The following is a 22,540-nucleotide window of genomic DNA, read 5'->3' on the forward strand; positions in this document are numbered from 1 at the left end:
AAAAATCAAACTACGGAATGGACGTGATGAATATTGAGGAATTTTTAAAACACCCTGAAGTTGAAAAAGTGACCGCCAACAAAAATCCGGAGTTAATCGAAAGAAGACAATACAAGCCGCCCGTGTGCGCCGCCTTTCTCAAGCCCTACACGATCTTAACCGATAGCGATCAATACAAATTCGAGATCGATGGCGAGGCCAGAAAGCAACTGCCTAAAATTATAAACAACAAACTCCAAACCATTCACGGTACCACCTTGCCCGGTGAAGCGGAAAAAACCGCTTTCAGCAAAAAACGCAACATCGGTATCGTGTTTTCAGGCGGCCCCGCACCCGGCGGACATAATGTCATCGCCGGCATTTTCGACGCGGCCCAAAAGGCCAACCCGGAATCCAGACTGTTTGGATTTCTGCTGGGGCCGGACGGCATTATAGAGGGGCAATATGTTGAGCTGACCCGGGAACTTGTAGACAACTATCGGAATATCGGCGGATTCACGATGATAAAAACCGGGCGAACCAAAATAGATACCCCTAAAAAAATGGCGCTTTCCAGGGAGACCTGCAAACGACTCGGTCTGGATGCCCTGGTGGTCGTGGGAGGGGATGACTCCAACACAAATGCCGCCTTTCTGGCACAGGAAATGTTCGATGATCATATTCAGGTCATCGGTGTCCCCAAAACCATTGACGGGGATATTCAAGTACGGGACGCGACCGGCAAAACCCTTTGCGCCATGTCTTTTGGCTTCCACACGGCCGCGCGCGGGTTTGCCCTCGAAATCAGCAATCTCTGCACGGACTGCAGCTCGGACGTTAAATATTGGCACATCTGCAAAGTGATGGGACGGGTGGCCAGCCACCTGGCCCTGGAAGTCGCCTTGCAAACCCATGCCAATATCACCCTCATCGGCGAAGATCTTTGCGATTATGTGGATCACAGACGGCTAAGCAAGGCTGACCCCACCCATAGCGACATCGATTACAGCGCCTATGGTATGACCTTGCGACATCTTTCCCGGGTCGTATGCGACGGCATCGTTCGAAGGGCCGCAGCCGGAAAAAACTACGGCGTTATCGTCATCCCCGAGGGGGTTCTGGAATTTATCAATGAAATTCAGGTTTTTATTATCAAGCTCAACATGATCATCGCGGAATATAACCATACTCACGACAAGGATTTTCACACCACCTTCCTCCTGTTGGAGGAAAAGCTGGACTATTTACGGCGGCTGGGCCGGGATATTCGCGGAGAAAGCGCCCGCGGCATATGGAACAGCCGGGATGACGAATTATTCAATGATCTGCCCCAGTTTTTTCAGGAAGGCCTCTTAACGGAGCGCGACAGTCACGGCAATTTCCAGTTTTCCCTGGTTGAAACCGATAAGGTTCTGATGGGCCTGGTCACGGACTATTTGAATATTTTAAAGGAAAAAGGGGAATATAAGATCGGCATTCATAGGGCATACTATGAGGAAACATTGAAAAAAGGCGGTTTGGACCCAGACTTTTTCGGTCCCATTCTGTTTAAAAATTATCCGAATGCCGATTACTACATCGTAAAGCCGGACATCATCTCTCAAAAAACCCTGAAGCAGGCGATCGTCAAGGGCCAAGCCATTAAAGAAGCGCAGGACACACCGGCGGCAATCGCTAAAATTTACACCGCCTCCGTGCCTAAATTTAAAACACAGTCTCATTTCTACGGGTACGACGGCCGCGGCAGTGATCCGACCCGGTTTGACTGCATTTATACGTATAATCTGGGGCTAACCGTATTCAGCCTGATCGCCAACGGCGCCACCGGCCAGATGGCGGCCATTCAGAATCTGGAAAAAGATTTTTCACAATGGGAACCCATCGGCATTCCCATCGCGCCATTGATGCATTTGGAAGAACGGCAGGGAAAGCTTTCCCTGGTGATCGAAAAAAGTTTGGTGGATATTCATTCCCCGGCCTTTCAGGTCGTCAAAGCCTTTCGGGAAAAATGGCTCGCGGCATCTCACGGGGATGATGACTACAGGCACCCCGGACCGATCCGTTTTACCGGAATGAGTGAAGAAGACCGGCCCATCACCCTGATGCTCAATGATCTGTGGAACGGCCGGAACACCGAATAAGTCTCTTCACAAAAGCGCCCGCCACGCCCTTGACGGCGTGGCGCAAGAGCACGCCTTAAGACAAATACTTTTGAAGGCGGTGCTCAGCTTGTTCGTCTTTTTTTGTCATGGGGATCGGCAAAAAGTTTTCCTCTCAGGCGGTATCGGTCTTATCTGGTTCAACCATGAAGGGCCTTGACGGCATCCATGGCAAAATAGGTTAAAATGATGTCCGCCCCGGCCCGCTTGATGGCGGTCAGCGTTTCTAGCATCACGCGTTTTCCGTCAAGCCATCCCATCTGCTCGGCCGCCTTGATCATGGCAAACTCTCCGCTCACGTTATAAGCGGCCACCGGCAAATCAATTTCCTGGCGAATGCGATAAATCACATCTAGATAGGCCAATGCCGGTTTTATCATAATAATATCAGCCCCCTCCTCAATATCCAGGGTCACCTCTCGAATCGCTTCCAAGGCGTTGGCTGGGTCCATCTGATAGGTGCGCCGATCACCAAATTTGGGTGCGGAACCGGCCGCTTCCCGAAAGGGCCCGTAATAGGCGGAACAATATTTTGCCGCATAGGACATAATCGGAATATGACTGAAATGATTGTCATCGAGCGCTTCTCGAATTTCAGCCACCCGGCCGTCCATCATGTCCGAGGGCGCCACCATGTCCGCGCCCGCCTTGACATGGGACACCGCCGTACGGGCCAGCAGATCAAGGGTTGCATCATTGTCGATGACCTCGCCGTCCAGGCATCCGCAGTGACCATGCTCCGTATAGTGGCAAAGGCATACATCTGTAATTACGGCCAAATCAGGCACCTTTGACTTAACGGCGCGAACCGCTTTTTGCACGACACCGTCACTTCGGTACGCTTCGGTACCCAGGGCGTCTTTTTTGCCAGGAATGCCGAAAATCATTACCCCGGGAATTCCAAGATCCCGTGCCTCCTTGCAGACCTTGACCAAGTGATCCGGGGAAAGGTGAAAATTGCCGGGCATCGAGGGGATCGGCTTTTTCACGTCCTTCCCCTCAACGGCAAAAAGGGGCAAAATGAAATTATCGGGGGTCAGCACCGTTTCCCGTATCATTTTTCGAAAGGATTCATTTTGGCGCAATCGTCGTGGCCGATAATCCGGAAAGAGCATTTGGTTCTCCTTGTTTTTTTTATTCTTTTGTATCCTGCAGCTTACTGCTCATCGCCTGGCGAATGAGCCGGTTTAAGGCTTCCTCCGGATTCAGGAGCGCCTCCCTATTGATAAACAGTCTGTTTTTTTCCGGTTTTTTCAACCAAAAGCTTGGCGCCGTCTTCAAAATCATGGGAGAGCTTTTCCCAAATCGCCTCCATCGGCATATCCTTTTCGACGATCTGCGCGATAATATAATCCACCGCGTCTTCCTCAAGAACGATATTGGTGTCATGCTGTTTGTAAAACCGAAGCTCGATATTTTTTATTTCCTCGTAATACGTTTTAATCTTTTTCACCGCGGCTTCAATATCAATAATATGCCCGGCATAATAGTCGGCGATGGATCCCATCCGGGAAGGCGTCAGCGTAAACCGGTATTTCCCGGACCAGTTTTCCCGGTTCTGTTCCAGATACGTCATCAACGCCTGTTTGTTTTCCTGAACGATTTTCTCAAATGCCGCCAATTGGCTGTCACTGCCGGGATTATCGCTAAGCTCTTGAAGAAATTTTTCAGGCGCTTTGATAATATCGATCGTCGCCGGAAACTTACGCAATTTCGTGGACGGCAGCTTCGTTTCAAAGGGCAGCATCGCGCTTTCGACGGCGCTGACCAAGCCCCGGGCGCCCGTATTTTCCTCATAGGCAATAGCCGCCAATTTTTGCAGCAGCTGGTCTTCCATCTCCAACTCAATACCGTAGGAAGCAAAATCCAGCCGTTTCCCTAACATTACGGGATTGTTCGGATTTTTCAAAATATCATAGAGATCTTTCTCTGTGAGCCGCTCAAAAACAGCGCGTACGGGCAACCGCCCCACAAACTCGGACTCGAAACCGAAGTCTATCAGGTCTTCAGATTTCAGATGCTTTAAAATATCCGACTTGTCCTGAAGTTTGTTGATTCTGGCGCCAAACCCGATCCCCTGATTCAACAGGCGTTTTGAAATGATATCCGATAGATCGTTGAACGCCCCGCTCATAATAAACAAAATATTTTTGGTATTAACGGTGGCCTTCTCCCGCTTTCCCGTTTTCCGGAACCGCTCCACCTCCTGAATCATGGAAACCGGATCATGGGGCACCTTTAAATCAACATCCGTTTCCTCCATCGGTTTCAGCAACGCCCGTTGCACGCCGGTCCTGGAAACATCCGCGCCGACGATATTCCGGCTGGAAGCGATTTTGTCAATTTCATCGATATAGATGATCCCGCACTGGGCCAACTCGATATCGTCGTTGGCTTCCCGCACAAGATCCCGAACCAGATCCTCCACATCACCACCGACGTATCCGGTTTCGCTGAACTTGGTGGCATCCCCCTTTACGAACGGAACCCCTATTTTCTTGGCGATCAGCTTGATCATATAGGTTTTTCCGACACCGGTCGGACCAACCATCAACACATTATTCTTGATGTTACCGACCATTTCAAAGGCTTTTTCGGATTGCCCCTGCAAATGCTTGATGCGATTGAAATGCGTGCAAATTTTGGTAGCCAGTACGGCTTTGGCATAATCCTGCTTGATAATGTACTGATCGAGGTAATGCACCAGTTCTTCCGGTTTCAGGTCAAAATTTATTTTTTCTTCCTTTTTAACCGGTTTTTCCGTCATGTCGGTCATTGCCTCTTTGGGCAGCGTAAAGGGGGATATGATTTTCACATTCTCACCAAACCGTTTGGATAGAAAGCTACTGATTTCCTTCTCGATCTCTGAGGGGGACGGTGTGTTCTTTTCACTATAAGGTTTCATAATGCCTATATATACCCATATCATTGAATTAATTCAAACAAGCCGCCGAACCGCCCGCTACCGCAAGGGCGGTCCGGCGGCGGACTGTCATCACCTGCGCGCATTCAGCCCGCAACGCGAACGCGGCAACTATTCTATCGCAACCATTACGGCATTCTCCATGGGATCTTTAAACGGCACCGTAATTTTCAATAAGCCGTTCTCGTAAGTCGATTTTGCCTTTTCTGCACGAACCGGACAGCAAAAACCCGAAGCAGCCACATATTCAAAATCATCCCGCGGTGCGGAAAGGCTGAAACTGTCATCCAGCATCCGTAAGGTGATATCCTCTTTTTTTACCCCGGGAATTGCGATCTCAATGCTCAATGCCGATTGGTCGTCATGTACAAACGTACAAATCTCCGGAGCAACCCTATTTCTATCATCAGCCATGTTGCTCACCTCCTTTCCCATAGTGACAACTGGCAATACGCCAAAGATTCCCCCTGTTCTTTCAATTTTCAACCAATAATGGGGCATCTCGTGACTGATAACATAATACGAAGGGTCGTAAAGGCAAGCCTGTTGGGGGCTATTTAATTGATTTAGTACTTATTTTTTTTGTGACCGCCCCCCATGCGGGGTGTGTTTCGTTCTTAAAAAGATGAACCTGCCGTAACATGACGAAACATAAAAAAGGCGGCACACGCCAGACAAACACTGGCCCACAGATAATCCCATGTCAACGGTTGTTTCATATAAAAAAAACAAAATCCGCCGAATACGATCATGGTGAGTACTTCCTGAATGACCTTGAGCTGCACCAGTGAAAAGTAAGCACTTCCCATGCGGTTGGCCGGCACTTGCAGGCAGTATTCAAAAAAAGCGATGCCCCAACTGATCAGAATCACCAGCAGAAGGGACTTGGCCCGCATGTCTTTCAAATGTCCGTACCAGGCATAGGTCATAAATAAATTTGAAATAAGCAGCAGGACTATCGGCGCCAACCGCATACTGTAACACTCCATTCCTCAGGGAATAAAAAATGCATCCCGCCGGCACACCGCATCGGCGGAAAAAAAAGGGCATTTCACCGAAATTCAATGAAATACCCTTTATCCATCAGGAATTATTTTTTATTCTTCAGTCACATTGACTGCGGAAGGCCCTTTCTTGCCCTGCTCGATGTCAAATGTAACCCGGGCACCTTCTTTGAGAGTTTTGAACCCACTCGAATTAATCCCCGAATGATGGACGAATACATCCGGTCCATTCTCCTGCTCAATAAAGCCAAACCCTTTTTTGTCGCTAAACCATTTTACAATTCCTTTTGCCATCTTGCTCTCCCCTTTTGATAAAAATCCTCAATTGTTAAATCTCAACTTCTAACCTAATATGAAATTAAAAATGTTTGTCAATAAAATAAAACCGGTTAAACCCTGCCGCGAAAGACTGAACCTCTGGTTGCCGAGGGCTTCTTAACTCACCACAAAACGTTAAAATCAAATATATATTATTTTTTCAAATAATTAAGAAGTATTCCCGATGCAGTTGTTTTTTCAAAAAGACAGGGATGGGTATTTTTACCCAATTTGATGAATTTAAAAATAATGAACACCCCCCATGCTCTATTTTTGTATCTTTCATCCAAAAATAAGCTTACGTCCCTTTTTAGGGCGGAGATCAAAGTGAAACGGCTGAACCGAATTAACGGATCAGCCGTTTGGAGGAGAAGGATTTAGCCGGTTGCGCCCAAACAACCGGCTAAAAGGAGGAGAACAGATGAATTATTTTGTCTGTTTGATGAGAGTTAGTGCAATAAATTTGCCAAATCAGCATAGATCGCCCTGATTTCTCCTCATTATTTTTTAACCATATGTTTTTATATTATATTATATTTTTATCGCGTTAGCTACGCAAACGATTTATCGCAGGGAGCCTGATCCGGCGCCTTTTCCAGTTCAATATTTTAAATTCAAAATCAGACCGTTTTAATATTATTTTACAATATTTACAGCATATTAACAAATTTTTCCGAGCGTTCAAAATTTTAAACCATGCGCGTGCATTCGCATAATGGCGGATAACTGATTTATATGATTTGGTTTCTATGGTTTATTCCTGTGAACTTGTTTTTCCGACGTCCGCTTTGAATTCGAGGGTTTATTCCGTGCAAAACCCTGTGAAAGGAAACGGTTGAATTCGGGTATTGCCCAACGTAGCGTTTTTCGGCATAATTAAAAAGATTAAGTAACTGCTCAGTATCCAGGAGACAGTATTCAGAATTCTGTGTTCCTGAGTAGTTACAAAATTAAGTGATAATCAAATTCGCTGGAGTGTTTACCCAAGAACATGACAACCAATCGGCTTTTTAAAAAAATCATTCTCTTTGAATATATTGGATTTGGCGTTGTCATTCTGGTTTTGTGGCTGAATGAAATATTGGATGTGCCCGCCTTCCTTCCCGGTGGTCACCCCACACCGATAAATTTTACGGAAAGTCTTTTCGAAACCGCTGTCATTTTGCTGCTGTCAATATTCGTTATCTGGGCAACCAGGGATATTCTTTGTAGAATCGAGCACATAGCCATGTATGACCCGCTGACCGATTTGATGAATCGGCGGTTTCTGATGGAATATTTAAAACACAAGGTGATGAAAGCCTCCCGATCAAAGCGGCCTTTTTCGATCATCCTCTGCGACATCGACGATTTCAAAAAGATAAATGATCGCTTTGGTCATGAAACCGGCGACTTCGTTTTACAACAAATAGCCAATATTCTTAAGGAAATAACACGCCCACAGGATTTAACCAGCCGGTGGGGAGGAGAAGAATTCCTGATTTTTCTGCCGGACATGTCCTCAGGGAATGCCGGCGACACGGCGGAAAGACTTCGGGAAAGGATTGACGGGCACATTTTTTCATTCGACGAAATAGAAATTAAGGTCACCATGAGTTTCGGCGTCTCCGATCACTTCTACGGCGATACGGGATCAGCAGAATGTATTCGGGAGGCCGATAAAAACCTGTATGAGGCAAAAAGACAGGGGAAAAATCGGGTCGTAAAAAGCGCTGAGTAAAAGGCGGTGGTATTCCGAAACTGCCCCAACTGCAACAATCACCGCTTATCACCGGTCTCTTCTTTAGGCCCTTTACCAGAAACATGCACGCCTTTGCGTGTATGTTCGCCGAAGGTGAAAGATGGCTTTTATGCATCCCAGCATCCCAGCATTCCAGCATCCGGCTTTTCCGGATTAGGTATCACCTCGTTAAATAAACTTTCAATTTCTGCCGGAAGCGGTGCAATCCAATCCATCTTCCTTCCCGAAACGGGATGAAGCAGTTGCACCCGATACGCATGAAGAGCCTGGCGGGAAAGAATCAGCTTCTGTTTGTCTTCCGCGGTTAGTCGGTCTTCGATGAACCGAAGAAAGAGGGTGTCATCCGGTCCGTATAGTTTATCCCCCACCACGGGGTAGCCCATCGAAAACAGCGTCGTTCGAATCTGGTGCAACCGACCGGTGACCGGAAAAGCGGCCAGAAGCGACAGCCCTCGGTTTCGCGCCAGCAGTTGAAAATCGGTTTGGCAAAATTTCACGGCGTCCGAAGAAAAGTCATACGCCCCGCTAACGATAAAGCGCTGTTTTTTTCGAACCGAGCTGGTCATATCCCTGCTCAGTCCCCCCTGTGCGCCTATTTTTCCTAGCGGAAAATCACCATAAACCGCTACCCGATATTGCTTTTGAACCGAGCCGGATTCAAATTGCCGACGGCATGCGTTACCCGCATCAAGGGTTTTAGCCACCAGGACAATGCCGGATGTCTCCCGATCGAGCCGATTGATAAAATGCAGGGCACCCATTCGATACCGGGCTGTCAGAAGGTGCCACAGGGTATGCCGAAAATAGCGCCCGCCCGGATGGCAAGGCAAATTTCCCGGCTTATTGATGACGAGCAGATCCTCGTCCTCATACAAAACATCGTATTGCTCGCAAACCGGCGGTTCTATTTCATCAAACCCCACATAGGCCAATTCATCTCCGGCATTGAGTTCCGCAAGGGGATTCGTTTCCCGGTCATTTATCCTCACGTTGCCTGCGCGGATCAACCGGGTCCATTTGCCGCGGTCATGATAGGTGAAACGACAGCATAAAAAATCCAGCACACCGGTGCCTGCATATTCAGCGCGAATTCGGATGGATGCCCTGCGATTCCCCTGCCGCGCGCCGGGCCACTTGACTTTTGACGATAAGACCCCATATTTACGGTCATAGTCTTTAATACGATAGGGTTTCATTGTGACAACACTTCTCTAAAAGGGAGGTACACCATGACTTATACATGTAAAAATTGTGGTGCCATGGCCAACTCACCCGGGCATCTGTGCAATCCATGCGATGAAAAGGAAAAATGCAGTTTTTGCGGCACGCTGGAAACGGATCCCAAGCATATGTGCAAGGACAAGCTATCCGCCATGAATTTTGTCTGTGACGGTTGCGGTCGGCTTTCCATTGAGTCGGAGCATCTGTGCGCCCCTCAGCCAATCCAATAAAACGGTTGCGCCCCTCTGCTTATAAAGGGCTTCGGAAATCTCTTTTTCCTTAGCCCTTTTTAACATCAATTCGGGGACGGTGAATGCGCTCGCACAGGAGGTGCATCATCATTTGACAATCCTTAATCTGTGCGTCGCTTTGAGCTTTTGCCACAACTGCTGAAGCAACACGGCGACCGCCTCTTCGCGTTGATAGATCTTACCGGTCAATTGAAAATACGACGCCACGAGCGCGCTGTTGGCAGTCCATTCGTCCAGTCTTTCAGCAACGTAACGACCGAGCGTCTCTTCAAGCGAAAGCACCTCTTTTTCGGTCATGTTGGCCACCATGGTTCTATCTTTAAGCGACATGGCACCAATAATAATATCCACAGCCGCTGCCACACTGCCAGGCAAATGGGTTAATCCCTTTTCCGACTGTTGGGGCGGCAATTGGGCCGTCATATTCGCTTTAACCATGCCCAAATAATACACGCCCTCAATAATTTTTCTGACATCGGCATAAATCGTTGCATCTTTGCTGGCCCGCGGACCGGCCACGTTGAGAACGGCGATACGGTTCGCTATAAGCCAGTCCACGATCTCGGATAACGCTGAAAAAGCGGGCGTTACATTCAAATCGATGTGAAGGGACGGCTTTTTGTTATCCTTGGCTGCTGTTAATGTGGTAGCCGACCCCCCTGTGAGAGCCCCCCGCGAGATAATCAGGGTGCCGTCAGAATCAATGACGTTTTGCACGGTGCGATCCCTGTAATCAGCAGAGGGCATCTCCTGAAGCGCATAGGAATCCGGCAACGGACCGTCTTCCGCGATTCTGCCCTTGGGCAACCACCCGCCGTGAGGAACTCCCAAGGCGATGGCGGCATCGAGCGCCGCCCTGTCCGCGCCGGTCTGACCACCGGATACGATTTTTTCTATCACATGAACCCCTTGATGTTTTAGGCTGAAAATGGTTTGATTTATCATGATACTATAATACAAAAACCGCGTATTAGAAAGGTATGAAAAAGCAGAGGGCATCACACCCATATAGAATCGATACTGTTTCCAAAAGCCCGGATGGTTCGCCTCCCATTTCTTGTTGCTGACCCGCTGGTTCTCCTTGTATGATCAAAAAAATACGGATATTTCAAAACATCTGGGAATCAAATCGAATAAAAATGGAAACCGGCTACCCTCCGCCGGTGATTTCGGCATCGAATTATGCCAATGAAAACGGTGAAAAATGAAGATCCAACCCCACGCCACGCACTGCCGAAAACGCCGGGAAGCCGGGGGATCGGTTATGATAAGTGTGAGGTTACCCTTCGGGTGAGGGGAAACCTGCTGCCCTGATTATGGCAGCCTTTTGTTAAAAGGATATCGAAATGCGCTATAGATTTGACGGTAAACAACCGGTTGTCGGGAAAACTTCCTATATTAGTGAAATTGCACAAGTCATCGGCGATGTGGTGATAGGGGATGACTGCTATATCGGGCATGGTGCCATTTTAAGAGGGGATTACGGAAGAATTGTGATCGGAGACGGCGCATCGGTAGAAGAAGGCGCCATCGTTCACGCGCCCCCCGGCGATGTAAACCGGATCGGAAAACATGTTACGGTTGGCCATGGCGCGATTCTACATGGGGAAGAGGTCGGGGATCACGCCGTTATCGGTATGGGGTCGGTTATCGGCATTTGGTCTAAAATAGGAGAATGGTCGATTTTGGCAGAGGGAAGTATTGTAAAGCGCCGGCAAATCATTCCGCCGGAAGTCGTTGTTGCGGGAAATCCGGCGACTATTGTACGAAAACTTGCTGAAAAAGATAAAGAATTTTCAAGCAGGCGGCAACAGATCTATATTGAATTGGTGAAGAAATATCTGGAAGCCGGAATGACGGCTATCGGTAACCGATGACCTTTTCCCGCATGGGCCGCACGGTTTGCCCAATTTCCCATACGGCGCTGCAATGCCTTGATTCTCTCCGCAGGACAACCAACGACGGGTTAGCAAGGCCGCTTTCCCGGCAGTTGCTGGAGGAAAAGGTGCCACCGGGCTCGGCGGTTCCTTATGGTTCCCCACAAAATCGGCATATCTTGTCGGCAACCTGTTGCGGGGTCAATTGATCCGTATCGATTTCGTATTGTGCGGCACGCTGGTATTTCGGCAACCGTTTCGTCAGGATCTCCGAAACTTCCTCCGTAAAGGATTTTTCGCCGGTCAGAGAGGGGCGCTCGGTATCCCCTTGAATACGTGAAACAATGGTGGCTACTGAGGCCTTGAGCCAGATGAGTTGAGCATTCTTTTGAAGCGCTGTGATATTTTCAGGCCGTTCAATGACCCCGCCACCGGTATCAATGACAAGCTGATCACGCGCTGCCAATGCTTGCGCCACTTCGGACTCCATGTCGCGGAACCCGGGCCAGCCATATGTTGCCACAATTTCCGGAATGCTCATGCCGGCCTTTTTGACTATTTCCACGTCCATGCCGACATACGACAGTTTTAGCCGTTTGGCCACAAGCTCTCCAACGACGCTTTTCCCGGTGCCACGATACCCGATCAACACAATCTTCATGCGGTTAAATGCTCCATGACCACCTGCCGCATCACATCGACCGGTGCGTTTTGGCCGGTAAATTGTTCAAACTGCAGGGCTGCCTGGTTGATAAACATTTCAACGCCGGATATGGCCGTTAGCCCGCAAAATCTGGCGTCTCGTAGCAGCTTTGTTTCAAGCGGTGTATAAACCGCATCAAACACCACTTGCCCCGGCCGAAACAGCTCGACCGGAACCAGGGACGCATTCACCTTTGGATGCATCCCGATGGGTGTGCAATGGATAATGATATCCGCGGTTGCCATTGCTTCGGCGAGGGTGCGTTCGGTCAGGGACTCGGATTTGATGGCGGCGTCCGTTCCGGCCTTTAGATCCGCTGCCAGCACCTGTCGCATGGCCTCGTCGATATCTAACAGCATGAGTTCCCGCAGTTTCCTGTTTATAGCGAGAGTAAAGGCAATGGCTCTGGCGGCGCCACCGGCGCCGAGCATCAAGATCGCTTTCCCGTCGATTTCCGTACCCGCATCACCAAAGGCCTTTAACGCACCGGGGCCATCGGTGCCCAATCCGATCAGCCTGTCTTTCTCATGAATCACCGTATTGATGGAGCCGATGGCACGGTCCGCTGCCGTGATGTCATCCACATATTTCATCACTTCGATTTTGTGCGGAATCGTGACACTTAAGCCGCGAAAATTACGGAAGGCACGCATGCCCGCCAACGCATGTTTCAAGTCCACCACCTGATGCGCCACATAAACAAAATCAAGACCCGAATGACGGTATGCGGCATTGTGAATCGCCGGAGAGAGACTGTGAGCAACCGGATTGCCGATCACCGCGCAAACTTGCGTACGGGTACTGATTGAATGCCTATCTGTCATGATTCCTCCTATGAATTCGGCGGGGAAACGGCCCGTCGTTTTTTGGCTGCCCGCTAGACGCTTCCGGATCGATATGCGACCTATTCCTACCACTTCTAACTGATTTATCAAGTAAAAACAGCGCATATAAAATTCCGGCGCGATTCCGTGTCGTTCCGGCGGGCTTTAAGTTCAAATCGTTATGACTGATCGCGCCCGGGATGCAGCGCTTGCTCGAATTCGAAAAATTCTCTATAAGCGTATGGGAGCAGTTTATCAGAAACATGCACGAAAAAGCGTGCCTGATTGAAAAGGGTGCCTGGCGCCAAGCAGTCCAGCCGCCCAGCTTTTCAGAAGCGCCGGTGGGTTGCTACGAAAAGGAAAGCGTGTCATGAACTACGATGATGTTGAAACGGGTTTGATTGGCGCCCTGACCCTTGCGGGGGATGAAGCAGGGCTGCGGCACATTTTCTTTCCGCAAGGAAAAAAATTGGTTTTCCTTCGGGACGACTGGAAGAGAACCCCGGAATTTTTCAAGTCCGCCAAAGCACAACTGCGGGCCTATTTTAATGGGGAATTAACACGGTTTGAGCTTTCTCTGGCGCCTGTGGGCACCCCCTTTCAGCAGAAGGTTTGGAACGCCCTGCAAAAAATTCCCTACGGAAAACTGGTGACCTATCAAATGATCGCCGAAGCTGTCGGCAGCCCCAAAGCCGCCAGGGCCGTGGGCGGTGCTGCCGGTAACAATCCCATTCCCATCATCGTGCCGTGCCATCGGGTTATCGGCAGCAACGGCGCGCTGACCGGCTTTGGCGGCGGTTTGGCGGCGAAAAGGCGGCTCATTCAATTAGAACGAACTCAACGCTAACCCGTAATTTTGGTATGATGGCGACCCACTGTCCTTATGATAGAAATTGGATAAGGTATTCGTGCGGGGGAGGGGGAGGCAAGGCGGGGCGCGGCGCCGGCTTCTTTCATCAGTCGGTCGGCGGCTGGGGCATTATCCGCGTTTTTCCGGGTCATGGATGACATTTCTTCCAAAGATGCGGATATTTCTTCGATGGACGCCGCCTGTTCGGTGGATCTTTCCGCTAAAGAAAGGCTCGCAGTTGAAATAAAGCTGGCTGCCGTATCGATCAAGGGCGTAACATGCGTTAAACGATTGATCACGCTGTTTACCGGATCGGCAATGAAACGTTTAACCACCAGCCACACGACCGTCAGCGACAAGGACAGCACAATGCCGAAAAGAAAGGGAGCCTTACGTCCAGAAAGACAAGATCGTAATGCCCTTCCTGAATCATGGTGCGTCCCTCAAGCAACGTATGCGCCTTTTGGACGATGTGCTTAAGACGAAGAACATACTCGCAAAGAATGTCGCAAACCAGCGGGTCGTCATCAACCACAATGACCTTGGCCATCATTTTCTCCTATCCGGTCGCCCCGGCTGTGAGTGCAAGGGCTTTAATAACGTAATTAAAAGTTATGTTGTATTGCATGTACGCTCTTATTTTTCAACAATCCATTCCAACGCAATGAATCGATGAGAGGTGCTTATGCGCCGATTTTTGAATATTTTTCGGCATTGAGCGGCATCGCTCTGAAAGGATAAACCGTATTGAAATTTTATACCTCGTGGCATACAGTAGATCAGTATTTTTATTTTAGTCGGTTGCCCACGATTCGGATAGGGTCGGCTTGTGATGACCGGTTCAGTGTCTCGGTCCGGCGGAATTTTCCGTCCTTGCGGCACTATCCATTTCCTTTGAGCCTGAAAATGACATTCATGATTCAGAACGGTAACGCACCGGAAGATACTGCGGCGCAAGCCTTTAAAATAAGAATAATAACCATCGGCCTATCTTTGGTTGTCGGCGTTCTTTTGATGGCGGTTAAATTCTATACTTACAGGCTCACGCATTCTTCCTCCGTTCTGTCCGATGCGCTGGAATCCATCATTAATGTTGTTGCCAGTGCGTTTGCCATGGGCAGTATCATCGTTGCCGCCAAACCGGCGGATCGGAGTCATCCCTACGGCCACGGCAAAATCGAGTATTTTTCCGCCGGGTTTGAAGGCGCCCTGATTATCGTCGCCGCTATAGGCATTTTTAAAACGGGCCTGAATCGTATAGTTACCCCGCAAGTGCTTCCCAACTTGCAACAGGGGATGATTATTTTGTTTTTGGCCTCTCTGGTAAATCTGGCGGTCGGCAGCCTGCTGATTCGTATGGGCAACCGCACCCAATCACTGACCCTTATCGCGGACGGCAAGCACCTTCTGACGGATGTGTACACGACGTTCGGCGTTCTTCTCGGGTTGCTTCTTGTCAAAAGCGGCGGATGGCTGTGGCTGGACGGCGCCGTGGCCTGCATGGTGGGATTGAACATTTTGTATACCGGGGCGAAACTGGTTCGTCAAAGCTTTTCAGGACTCATGGACACCACGGATCCGGGCATTATCGATGAAATATCCGCGCTCCTTCTTCGCCACCGCAAACCCTATTGGATCGACATTCATAAACTTCGGACCAAACGGTCCGGGGCTTTCCTTCATATTGATTTTCACCTGGTTCTTCCCCGTGATTTTTCGTTGGCGAGGGCCGATATTGAAGTGCGTGAGCTCGAACACATCATCAGCACCCATTTCAAGGGAAATGCCGGTGCGTTGATTCATACCGATCCCTGTAATGATCCGGACTGTGCCATATGCAGCGAATATGCCTGTGAAAACCGCACATCGGAGCAAGCACTGAAAAAAGACTGGACGGGCGAAGAAATTTCGCATTGCGGTAAATAATTTATTTTTGTTACCAACGACTACGCGCATCTTCACCTTTGAATGAAATCCATTGATTCATCCTTTCACCTGTGTTAACCGATCGGATCTTTTATTTTTTTTAGTTATCCATGACAAATAGGCACGTTTTTGTGGGTATGTTTCCGATACAGCGTTTAACCAATAAAAAGGGAGAAAAATGGGCGGTTTTTTTGGCGTAGTTGCAAAACATAACTGTGTTGAAGATCTTTTTTACGGTACGGATTACCATTCGCATCTCGGAACCAAAAGAGGCGGTATGGCGCTGTTGGGAAAAACCGGCATCCGCCGATCGATCCACAGCCTTGAAAGTAATTATTTTCGGACAAAATTTGAATCCGAACTGCCGAAAATGGAGGGGAAATCGGGCATCGGCGTTATCAGTGATTATGATTCTCAACCACTCATCATTGGAAGTCATCTGGGAACCTTTGCGATTGTCACCATCGGCAAGATTGCCAACATAGACGAACTGGTTCTTAAGGCGCTCGATCAGAAAAGCTATTTTTCAGAAACAACCGGCGGCAAGGCCAATCCTTCGGAAGTCATCGCCATGCTGATTTGCCAGGGCGAGTCTTTTGAAGCGGGAATCCAAAAAGCCCGGTTAATGATAAAAGGATCATGCTCCTTGCTGTTGTTAACCGACAAGGGAATATACGCTTCCAGGGACAAGCTCGGCCGAACCCCCATTTGTATCGGAAAAAAAGACGGTGCACTGGCCGCCGCTTCCGAAACCTGCGCCTTTCCCAATCTTGGATATGAAACCGTTAAATTTTTAGGCCCCGGTGAAACCGTTCTTTTATCCGCCGACGGGTATGAGCAGGTGATTGCGCCGGGGGATAACATGCAGATATGCTCCTTTCTCTGGGTGTATTACGGGTATCCGGCTTCCGAATATGAAGGCATCAATGTGGAGGAAGTCAGAAACCGCTGCGGCGCCGCGCTGGCAAAAAGGGACGATGTGGTGGTGGATATGGTCGGCGGCATTCCGGACTCCGGCATCGGCCATGGCATCGGCTATGCGAATGCTCGGAATTTGCCTTATCGCCGGCCCTTCGTAAAATATACCCCTACCTGGCCCCGAAGTTTTATGCCGCAAAACCAAGCCGTCAGGGATCTGGTCGCCCGAATGAAGCTGATTCCGGTGAAAGCCATCATCAAGGGGCAACGATTGCTTTTCTGCGAGGATTCCATTGTCAGAGGAACGCAGCTCAAGGAGAACGTCGAACTTTTATTCGAATACGGGGCCAAAGAGGTTCATATGCGCCCCGCATGCCCGACCTTGGTTTATCCGTGTGAATTCTTGAATTTTTCCACATCACGCTCGACGCTGGATCTGGCCGGACGCGCCGTCATTTTCGAGCTTGAAGGCCAAAATGAAAGATGCCTGCCCGAATATGCCGAATGCGGATCGGAAAAGAACCTGCTCATGATCGAGAAAATTCGGCAGAGATTGAAACTGACCACCTTAAAATATCAACGATTGACCGACCTGATTGAGGCAATCGGCATACCCAAGCAACATCTGTGCACCCATTGCTGGGATGGCTCGAGTTATTTTTAGATTAAAAGGCCATTCGGCTTCCACACCGAATAGCCTTTTTTCAATATATGCCGGTCAGGTGAGCGGTCCTATTTGATGTTGCCGTGATATTCCTGAAGGGATCGCACGATCGGCTTTCCTTCCCGGCGGGCGGCGATGCCTTTGGCCGCCGCGATGGCCGCCGCGGTCGTACTGATATAGGGCACCTTGTGCTTGATGGCGGCGCGCCGAATATTGGCGCCTTCTTCCGCACTTTTCCGGCCGCTCGGGGTATTAACCAGTAAATCGATATGGCCGTTTTTGATGGCATCCACCAAATCCGGCCGCCCGTACCCGAGTTTTCGAATCGGCGTGGTTTCAATTCCCCTTTCACTCAGGAATTTATGGGTGCCTTCCGTGGTCATGATCGTAAACCCGAGTTCCCGGAAAAGGCGGACCGGTTCCAGCGCCGCGGTTTTGTCGCGGTCCGCAATGGTAAAGAGCACGCTGCCTTCAAGCGGAAGCCGCCCCTGAGTGGCCTCTTGTGCTTTAAAAAACGCTCGGCCATAGGAGTGGGATAATCCCAGCACCTCGCCGGTGGAACGCATTTCCGGCCCCAGCAACGGATCCACTTCATGGAACATATTGAACGGAAAGACGGCCTCTTTAACGCCGAAATGCGGAATCAGCCGATGCGTAAGCCCCAGCGACGAGAGCGGTGTGCCGAGCATTACCTGGGTGGCCAGTCTGGCCATGGCCACATTGCAGACCTTCGACACGATCGGCACGGTCCGGGATGCGCGCGGATTGGCCTCCAGCACATACACGGTATTTTCAAAGATGGCATATTGAACATTCATCAATCCGACCACATTGAGCGCCATCGCGATTTTTCGGGTATACTCGCTGATGGTTTCGATATGTTTCGGGGCGAGGCTGACCGGCGGTATCACACAGGCTGAATCGCCCGAATGAATACCGGCCAGTTCAATATGCTCCATGACGGCCGGCACAAAGGCATCGGTTCCATCCGCGATCGCATCGGCTTCTGCCTCGATGGCATTATCCAAAAATTTATCAATTAAAATCGGGCGGGTCGGGGAGATATCGACGGCGCCTTCCACGTACCGCTTGAGCATCTCCTCGTCCAGAACCACCTCCATGCCGCGGCCGCCGAGCACATAGGAGGGCCTTACCATGAGCGGGTATCCGATTCGATCGGCAATCTGCCCGGCCTCTTCGAGATTGCAGGCCATGCCGGATTCGGGCTGGGGAATGCCAAGTTCGCGCATGATGTGACGAAACCGGTCCCGATCCTCCGCCAGGTCAATGGTGTCCGGAGACGTCCCCAATATGGTCACCCCTTCGGCCGCCAATTCCGCGGCAATATTCAAGGGTGTCTGCCCCCCGAATTGGACGATGACACCCTCGGGTTTTTCTTTTTGGTAAATACTCAGCACATCCTCGACCGTAAGTGGTTCAAAATACAATTTGTCCGACGTGTCGTAATCCGTTGAAACGGTTTCCGGATTGCAGTTGACCATGATCGATTCGTAGCCCGCCGCTCGAATGGCCATTGCGGCGTGAACGCAGCAGTAGTCGAATTCGATTCCCTGGCCGATTCGGTTGGGACCGCCGCCCAGGACCATGATTTTTTTCCGGTCACTGACCGGCACCTTATCCGAGGCATTGTAAGTGGAGTAATAATAGGCCGCCTTTTCCACGCCGCTCACCGGTACCGGCTCCCATGCTTCCACGACGCCAAGGACGGTTCGTCGGGTTCGGATTTCTTTTTCCGTTATATTCAACAGTTGCGACAGATAGCGGTCTGAAAAGCCGTCCTTTTTTGCCTGAACCAACAACGCATCCGGCAATGCGTTGTCTTTATATGCCAAAATTTGTTCTTCAAGATCCACCAACGCCTTCATCTGCTCGACAAACCAGCGTTTGATATGGGTTATCTCAACCAACCGATCAATGTCGGCGCCTTTTCGAATGGCTTCATACATCAGAAACTGCCGTTCGCTCGTGGGCGTCAACAGCCGCACCATTAATTCCTCAAGAGACAATTCGTTAAAATTTTTGGCAAACCCTAACCCATAGCGATTGATCTCCAGGCTGCGGATGGCTTTTTGCAATGCTTCCTTGTAGTTTTTCCCGATGCTCATGACCTCGCCGACCGCACGCATCTGCGTGCCGAGCTTGTCCTCCACGCCCTTGAACTTCTCAAAGGCCCACCGGGCGAATTTTACCACCACATAGTCTCCGGACGGCGTGTATTTTTCCAGCGTGCCATCCCGCCAATAGGGGATTTCATCCATGGTAAGGCCGCCGGCAAGCAGCGAGGATACGCGTGCAATGGGAAATCCCGTGGCTTTGGAGGCAAGGGCGGAAGACCGTGAGGTTCGCGGATTGATTTCAATCACGACGATGCGGCCTGTTTTGGGGTCATGCGCAAATTGGACATTGGTACCGCCGATCACTTCAATGGCATCCACGATGTCATAAGAATATTGTTGCAATCGTTGCTGAAGCGCTGAAGAAATGGTCAGCATCGGGGCCGTGCAATAACTGTCTCCCGTATGAACCCCCATGGCATCCACGTTTTCAATGAAGCAGACGGTGATTTTTTGATTTTTGGCATCCCGGACGACCTCAAGTTCAAGCTCCTCCCAGCCCAGCACGGATTCTTCCACCATCACCTGGCCGACCAGGCTCGCGGCAAGTCCGCGGGACGCCACCACGCGAAGCTCCTCCACGTTATACACCAGGCCCCCGCCCGTACCGCCCATGGTATACGCCGGTCGAATCACCACTGGATACCCCAGGGATTCGGCCGTTTTTTCCGCTTCCGCCAGAGTGGTGACGATTTCGCTTCGGGGCATATCGATGCCGAGGCGCTCCATGGTCTGCTTAAAAGCCAGCCGGTCTTCCCCGCGCTCAATGGCGTCCACGTTAACGCCGATGATTTTGACACCGTATTTTTCCAGGACGCCGGCGCGGTGAAGTTCCGAAGAAAGATTGAGCCCCGTCTGCCCGCCTAGATTCGGCAACAATGCATCGGGCTTTTCTTTGGCGATAATTTCGGTTAAAACCGTTAAATTGAGGGGTTCGATGTAGGTGGCATCGGCTATTCCGGGATCGGTCATGATAGTGGCCGGGTTGGAATTTACCAGAACAATCTCATATCCCATGGAACGTAACGCCTTGCAGGCCTGCGTTCCGGAATAATCGAATTCGCACGCCTGACCGATGATAATGGGGCCTGAACCGATAATCAGAATCTTGTGAATGTCGTCACGTCCGGGCATCGGGACTCCTTTCGTTCATTTAATTATTATTACAAACTGTCGATATTAAATTCTTGTGAGGATTTCAGTTAAAATAAATAGACTATGGGGTATTAAAGAAAAAAACATGCCAAATCAAGGGAGAATATTGCAAATTACAAACCATGATGGCCACGCTGATCGATAGACATTTAACGAATGGAAAAGTAACCAACGTCATGAGATATACATTTTGCCCCTCCTGCGGCAGCCAATTCGAGCCTTTGCCTCAAGGAAAAGGAGGCCGCCAGTATTGCCATCATTGTCATACCACTCATTACCACAACCCGACCGTCGGGGTCGCTGTCGTGTTGTTGGAAGATCATTGTCTATTGTTGGTGAAACGCAATGGCTCGTATCGGGATCAATGGTGTATTCCCTGCGGCCATGTGGAATGGGATGAAGACATCCGCGCCTCCGCCGCTCGCGAATTTAAAGAGGAAACTGGCCTTCAGGTTTCGATCGGCCCCGTGTTGGCGGCATTTTCAAATTTTCACGACCCGTCCCATCAGACCGTCGGCATTTGGTTCTGGGGAATTCGTGACAGCGGGGCACTTACCCCGGGGTCGGACGCTGCCGACGCTAAATTTTTCCCCCTATCCGGTATTCCGGAGAACATGGCGTTTCCGACCGACATCCGCGTTTGCGAAGCGTTAAAAAAAGCGGACACCGACGGCGCTTTATATCAATGGCTCACTTCAGCCGTACAAATGGAGAGAAGCTTTTCTCTATTGCTTAGGGAATAAGGGGGGGGGGTGTTTTCCAGTTGGATATCGAATTAATTCTGTAACTGCTCAGTAGCCAGGAGACAGAATCCAGAATTCTGTATTCCTGAGTAGTTACTTAATTCTTTTATTATCAGAAGTTTTCTGGTAGATTTCAGGCTCGGATGATGATGGGATATTTCGGTAAAGAAAAATCCGCTTCTCTTCATTCCCAATTTCAGAGGAGGATAACGGATAGGGAGTTTATGTCAATGGAACCGGAAAGACGGCTTTCGATTCTTCGCTCACATATCAGCAAGATGCCGCCGCTATCCCCCACCGTTTCAAAGGTACTGGCGTTATGCAACAAGCGGGATGCCTCACCCGTTGAATTGAACCGGGTAATCAGCATGGATCCCGTTCTGACCGGTAACGTCCTGCGGCTTATTAACTCGGCGTATTATGGCCTGAGCCAAAAGGTTACCAGCGTGGTCAGGGCAATTACCATGTTGGGCATCAATACCGTCCGGAATCTTTTACTCAGCACGGCGGTTTTGGGCGCTCTGGGAAACCGGAAAAATTTCGACTCCCTGGACTCCGCACAATTCTGGGAACATTCCCTCGCCGCCGGTGTTGCGGCCAGATTGATTGCCGTCAAACACCGTGTTCCATTGGATCAGGTGGAAGGGTATTTTATTGCAGGATTGTTGCATGATGTCGGCAAAATCCCGCTGAACAATCGGTTCGCTGAAGAATTCAAGACCGCCTTGCATCTGGCGGATGAAAAGGGGCAGGCCCTGTTTAAGGCGGAACAGGAAATTTTTGGCCTTGATCACGCTGCCATCGGCAAGCTGATTGCGGAGAAATGGGGCCTGGGGGAGGAGATATCAGACACCATCGCGTTCCACCACACCCCCGCCGACTATAGCGGGTCGCATAAAAATTTTGTGTATCTCGTTACGCTGGCGGACTATTTTGTTAACACCTTGAGAATAGGGTTTTCGGGAAATCTGCATCGGGTGGAAATACCGCCGGAGGTTCTGAATTATCTGAAATCGAATTTGGGGTTGACGCTTCAGATTATCGAAACGATCATAAAAGAATTATCACAGGAAGTTGAAAAATCCCGCGTCTTTTTAACACTTACACAATAAGGCGTCATCGGGCCTGTTCCCTTTCGCCGTTCTTTGG

At 49.9% G+C, this 22,540-nt stretch carries 21 protein-coding genes; 9 read left to right on the forward strand and 12 right to left on the reverse strand.

Annotation, left to right across the window (positions count from 1 at the left end; translation table 11 throughout):
* Window positions 1–17 precede the first annotated feature (17 nt).
* Entirely contained in the window at window positions 18–2,120 is a 2,103-nt protein-coding gene (locus tag RBT11_17325) for a 6-phosphofructokinase (GenBank protein ID MDX9788542.1), read from the forward strand.
* Window positions 2,121–2,278: 158 nt separating this feature from the next.
* Here the strand turns inward: RBT11_17325 and hemB are convergent, their stop codons facing one another.
* From hemB to RBT11_17350, 5 genes are all read right to left on the reverse strand, one after another.
* Window positions 2,279–3,253 carry a porphobilinogen synthase gene (gene hemB, locus RBT11_17330; protein MDX9788543.1) on the reverse strand — a complete coding sequence of 325 codons (975 nt, stop codon included), beginning with the start codon at window positions 3,251–3,253 and terminating at the stop codon, window positions 2,279–2,281.
* A gap of 104 nt (window positions 3,254–3,357) precedes the next feature.
* Window positions 3,358–5,043 (reverse strand): AAA family ATPase, encoded by a 1,686-nt coding sequence (locus RBT11_17335; GenBank protein MDX9788544.1) that lies wholly within the window; start codon window positions 5,041–5,043, stop codon window positions 3,358–3,360.
* A gap of 129 nt (window positions 5,044–5,172) precedes the next feature.
* Window positions 5,173–5,475, reverse strand: coding sequence for a hypothetical protein (locus RBT11_17340; protein ID MDX9788545.1), 303 nt, complete (start codon window positions 5,473–5,475; stop codon window positions 5,173–5,175).
* 203 nt (window positions 5,476–5,678) lie between these two features.
* Window positions 5,679–6,035, reverse strand: a complete 357-nt coding sequence (locus tag RBT11_17345) for a DMT family protein (protein ID MDX9788546.1) — start codon at window positions 6,033–6,035, stop codon at window positions 5,679–5,681.
* Between the two features lie 123 nt (window positions 6,036–6,158).
* Window positions 6,159–6,359, reverse strand: a complete 201-nt coding sequence (locus tag RBT11_17350) for a cold-shock protein (GenBank protein MDX9788547.1) — start codon at window positions 6,357–6,359, stop codon at window positions 6,159–6,161.
* Window positions 6,360–7,374: 1,015 nt separating this feature from the next.
* Here RBT11_17350 and RBT11_17355 point away from each other — a divergent pair.
* On the forward strand, window positions 7,375–8,103 hold the full coding sequence (locus RBT11_17355) for a GGDEF domain-containing protein (GenBank protein ID MDX9788548.1): 729 nt from the start codon (window positions 7,375–7,377) through the stop codon (window positions 8,101–8,103).
* A 128-nt stretch (window positions 8,104–8,231) separates the two neighbouring features.
* Here RBT11_17355 and RBT11_17360 read toward each other — a convergent pair whose 3' ends face one another.
* Window positions 8,232–9,320, reverse strand: coding sequence for an RluA family pseudouridine synthase (locus RBT11_17360; GenBank protein MDX9788549.1), 1,089 nt, complete (start codon window positions 9,318–9,320; stop codon window positions 8,232–8,234).
* Window positions 9,321–9,353: 33 nt separating this feature from the next.
* On the opposite strand from RBT11_17360, the gene RBT11_17365 reads away from it, so the two are divergent.
* A complete protein-coding gene (locus RBT11_17365; GenBank protein MDX9788550.1) occupies window positions 9,354–9,575 on the forward strand; it encodes a hypothetical protein in 222 nt (73 codons plus the stop codon).
* 108 nt (window positions 9,576–9,683) lie between these two features.
* On the opposite strand, the gene RBT11_17370 is transcribed toward RBT11_17365, so the two are convergent.
* Window positions 9,684–10,496, reverse strand: coding sequence for a putative molybdenum carrier protein (locus tag RBT11_17370; protein ID MDX9788551.1), 813 nt, complete (start codon window positions 10,494–10,496; stop codon window positions 9,684–9,686).
* A gap of 446 nt (window positions 10,497–10,942) precedes the next feature.
* Between RBT11_17370 and RBT11_17375 the strand changes: the two genes are divergently transcribed.
* Entirely contained in the window at window positions 10,943–11,473 is a 531-nt protein-coding gene (locus RBT11_17375; protein MDX9788552.1) for a gamma carbonic anhydrase family protein, read from the forward strand.
* 151 nt (window positions 11,474–11,624) lie between these two features.
* Here RBT11_17375 and RBT11_17380 read toward each other — a convergent pair whose 3' ends face one another.
* Both RBT11_17380 and aroE read right to left on the reverse strand, forming a co-directional pair.
* Complete coding sequence (locus RBT11_17380) at window positions 11,625–12,134, reverse strand: shikimate kinase (GenBank protein MDX9788553.1); 510 nt, start codon at window positions 12,132–12,134, stop codon at window positions 11,625–11,627.
* Complete coding sequence (aroE, locus tag RBT11_17385; protein MDX9788554.1) at window positions 12,131–13,000, reverse strand: shikimate dehydrogenase; 870 nt, start codon at window positions 12,998–13,000, stop codon at window positions 12,131–12,133. Before aroE ends, RBT11_17380 begins: the two co-directional genes overlap by 4 nt.
* Before the next feature lie 370 nt (window positions 13,001–13,370).
* Between aroE and RBT11_17390 the strand changes: the two genes are divergently transcribed.
* Complete coding sequence (locus RBT11_17390) at window positions 13,371–13,847, forward strand: methylated-DNA--[protein]-cysteine S-methyltransferase (GenBank protein ID MDX9788555.1); 477 nt, start codon at window positions 13,371–13,373, stop codon at window positions 13,845–13,847.
* On the opposite strand, the gene RBT11_17395 is transcribed toward RBT11_17390, so the two are convergent.
* Both RBT11_17395 and RBT11_17400 read right to left on the reverse strand, forming a co-directional pair.
* On the reverse strand, window positions 13,844–14,209 hold the full coding sequence (locus RBT11_17395) for a hypothetical protein (protein MDX9788556.1): 366 nt from the start codon (window positions 14,207–14,209) through the stop codon (window positions 13,844–13,846). The two genes, RBT11_17390 and RBT11_17395, sit on opposite strands and share 4 nt — an antisense overlap.
* Window positions 14,200–14,403, reverse strand: coding sequence for a response regulator (locus RBT11_17400; GenBank protein ID MDX9788557.1), 204 nt, complete (start codon window positions 14,401–14,403; stop codon window positions 14,200–14,202). Before RBT11_17400 ends, RBT11_17395 begins: the two co-directional genes overlap by 10 nt.
* A 353-nt stretch (window positions 14,404–14,756) precedes the next feature.
* Between RBT11_17400 and RBT11_17405 the strand changes: the two genes are divergently transcribed.
* Window positions 14,757–15,776, forward strand: coding sequence for a cation diffusion facilitator family transporter (locus RBT11_17405; GenBank protein MDX9788558.1), 1,020 nt, complete (start codon window positions 14,757–14,759; stop codon window positions 15,774–15,776).
* A gap of 178 nt (window positions 15,777–15,954) precedes the next feature.
* Window positions 15,955–17,358, forward strand: coding sequence for an amidophosphoribosyltransferase (locus RBT11_17410; GenBank protein MDX9788559.1), 1,404 nt, complete (start codon window positions 15,955–15,957; stop codon window positions 17,356–17,358).
* A 68-nt stretch (window positions 17,359–17,426) separates the two neighbouring features.
* On the opposite strand, the gene carB is transcribed toward RBT11_17410, so the two are convergent.
* Entirely contained in the window at window positions 17,427–20,627 is a 3,201-nt protein-coding gene (carB, locus tag RBT11_17415; protein ID MDX9788560.1) for a carbamoyl-phosphate synthase large subunit, read from the reverse strand.
* 197 nt (window positions 20,628–20,824) lie between these two features.
* On the opposite strand from carB, the gene RBT11_17420 reads away from it, so the two are divergent.
* Both RBT11_17420 and RBT11_17425 read left to right on the forward strand, forming a co-directional pair.
* Window positions 20,825–21,391 (forward strand): NUDIX hydrolase, encoded by a 567-nt coding sequence (locus tag RBT11_17420; GenBank protein ID MDX9788561.1) that lies wholly within the window; start codon window positions 20,825–20,827, stop codon window positions 21,389–21,391.
* A 230-nt stretch (window positions 21,392–21,621) separates the two neighbouring features.
* Window positions 21,622–22,503 carry an HDOD domain-containing protein gene (locus RBT11_17425; protein MDX9788562.1) on the forward strand — a complete coding sequence of 294 codons (882 nt, stop codon included), beginning with the start codon at window positions 21,622–21,624 and terminating at the stop codon, window positions 22,501–22,503.
* Window positions 22,504–22,540: the final 37 nt, after the last annotated feature.

The sequence above is a fragment of the Desulfobacterales bacterium genome (genome assembly GCA_034003325.1).
Taxonomy (GTDB): Bacteria; Desulfobacterota; Desulfobacteria; order Desulfobacterales; family JAFDDL01; genus JAVEYW01.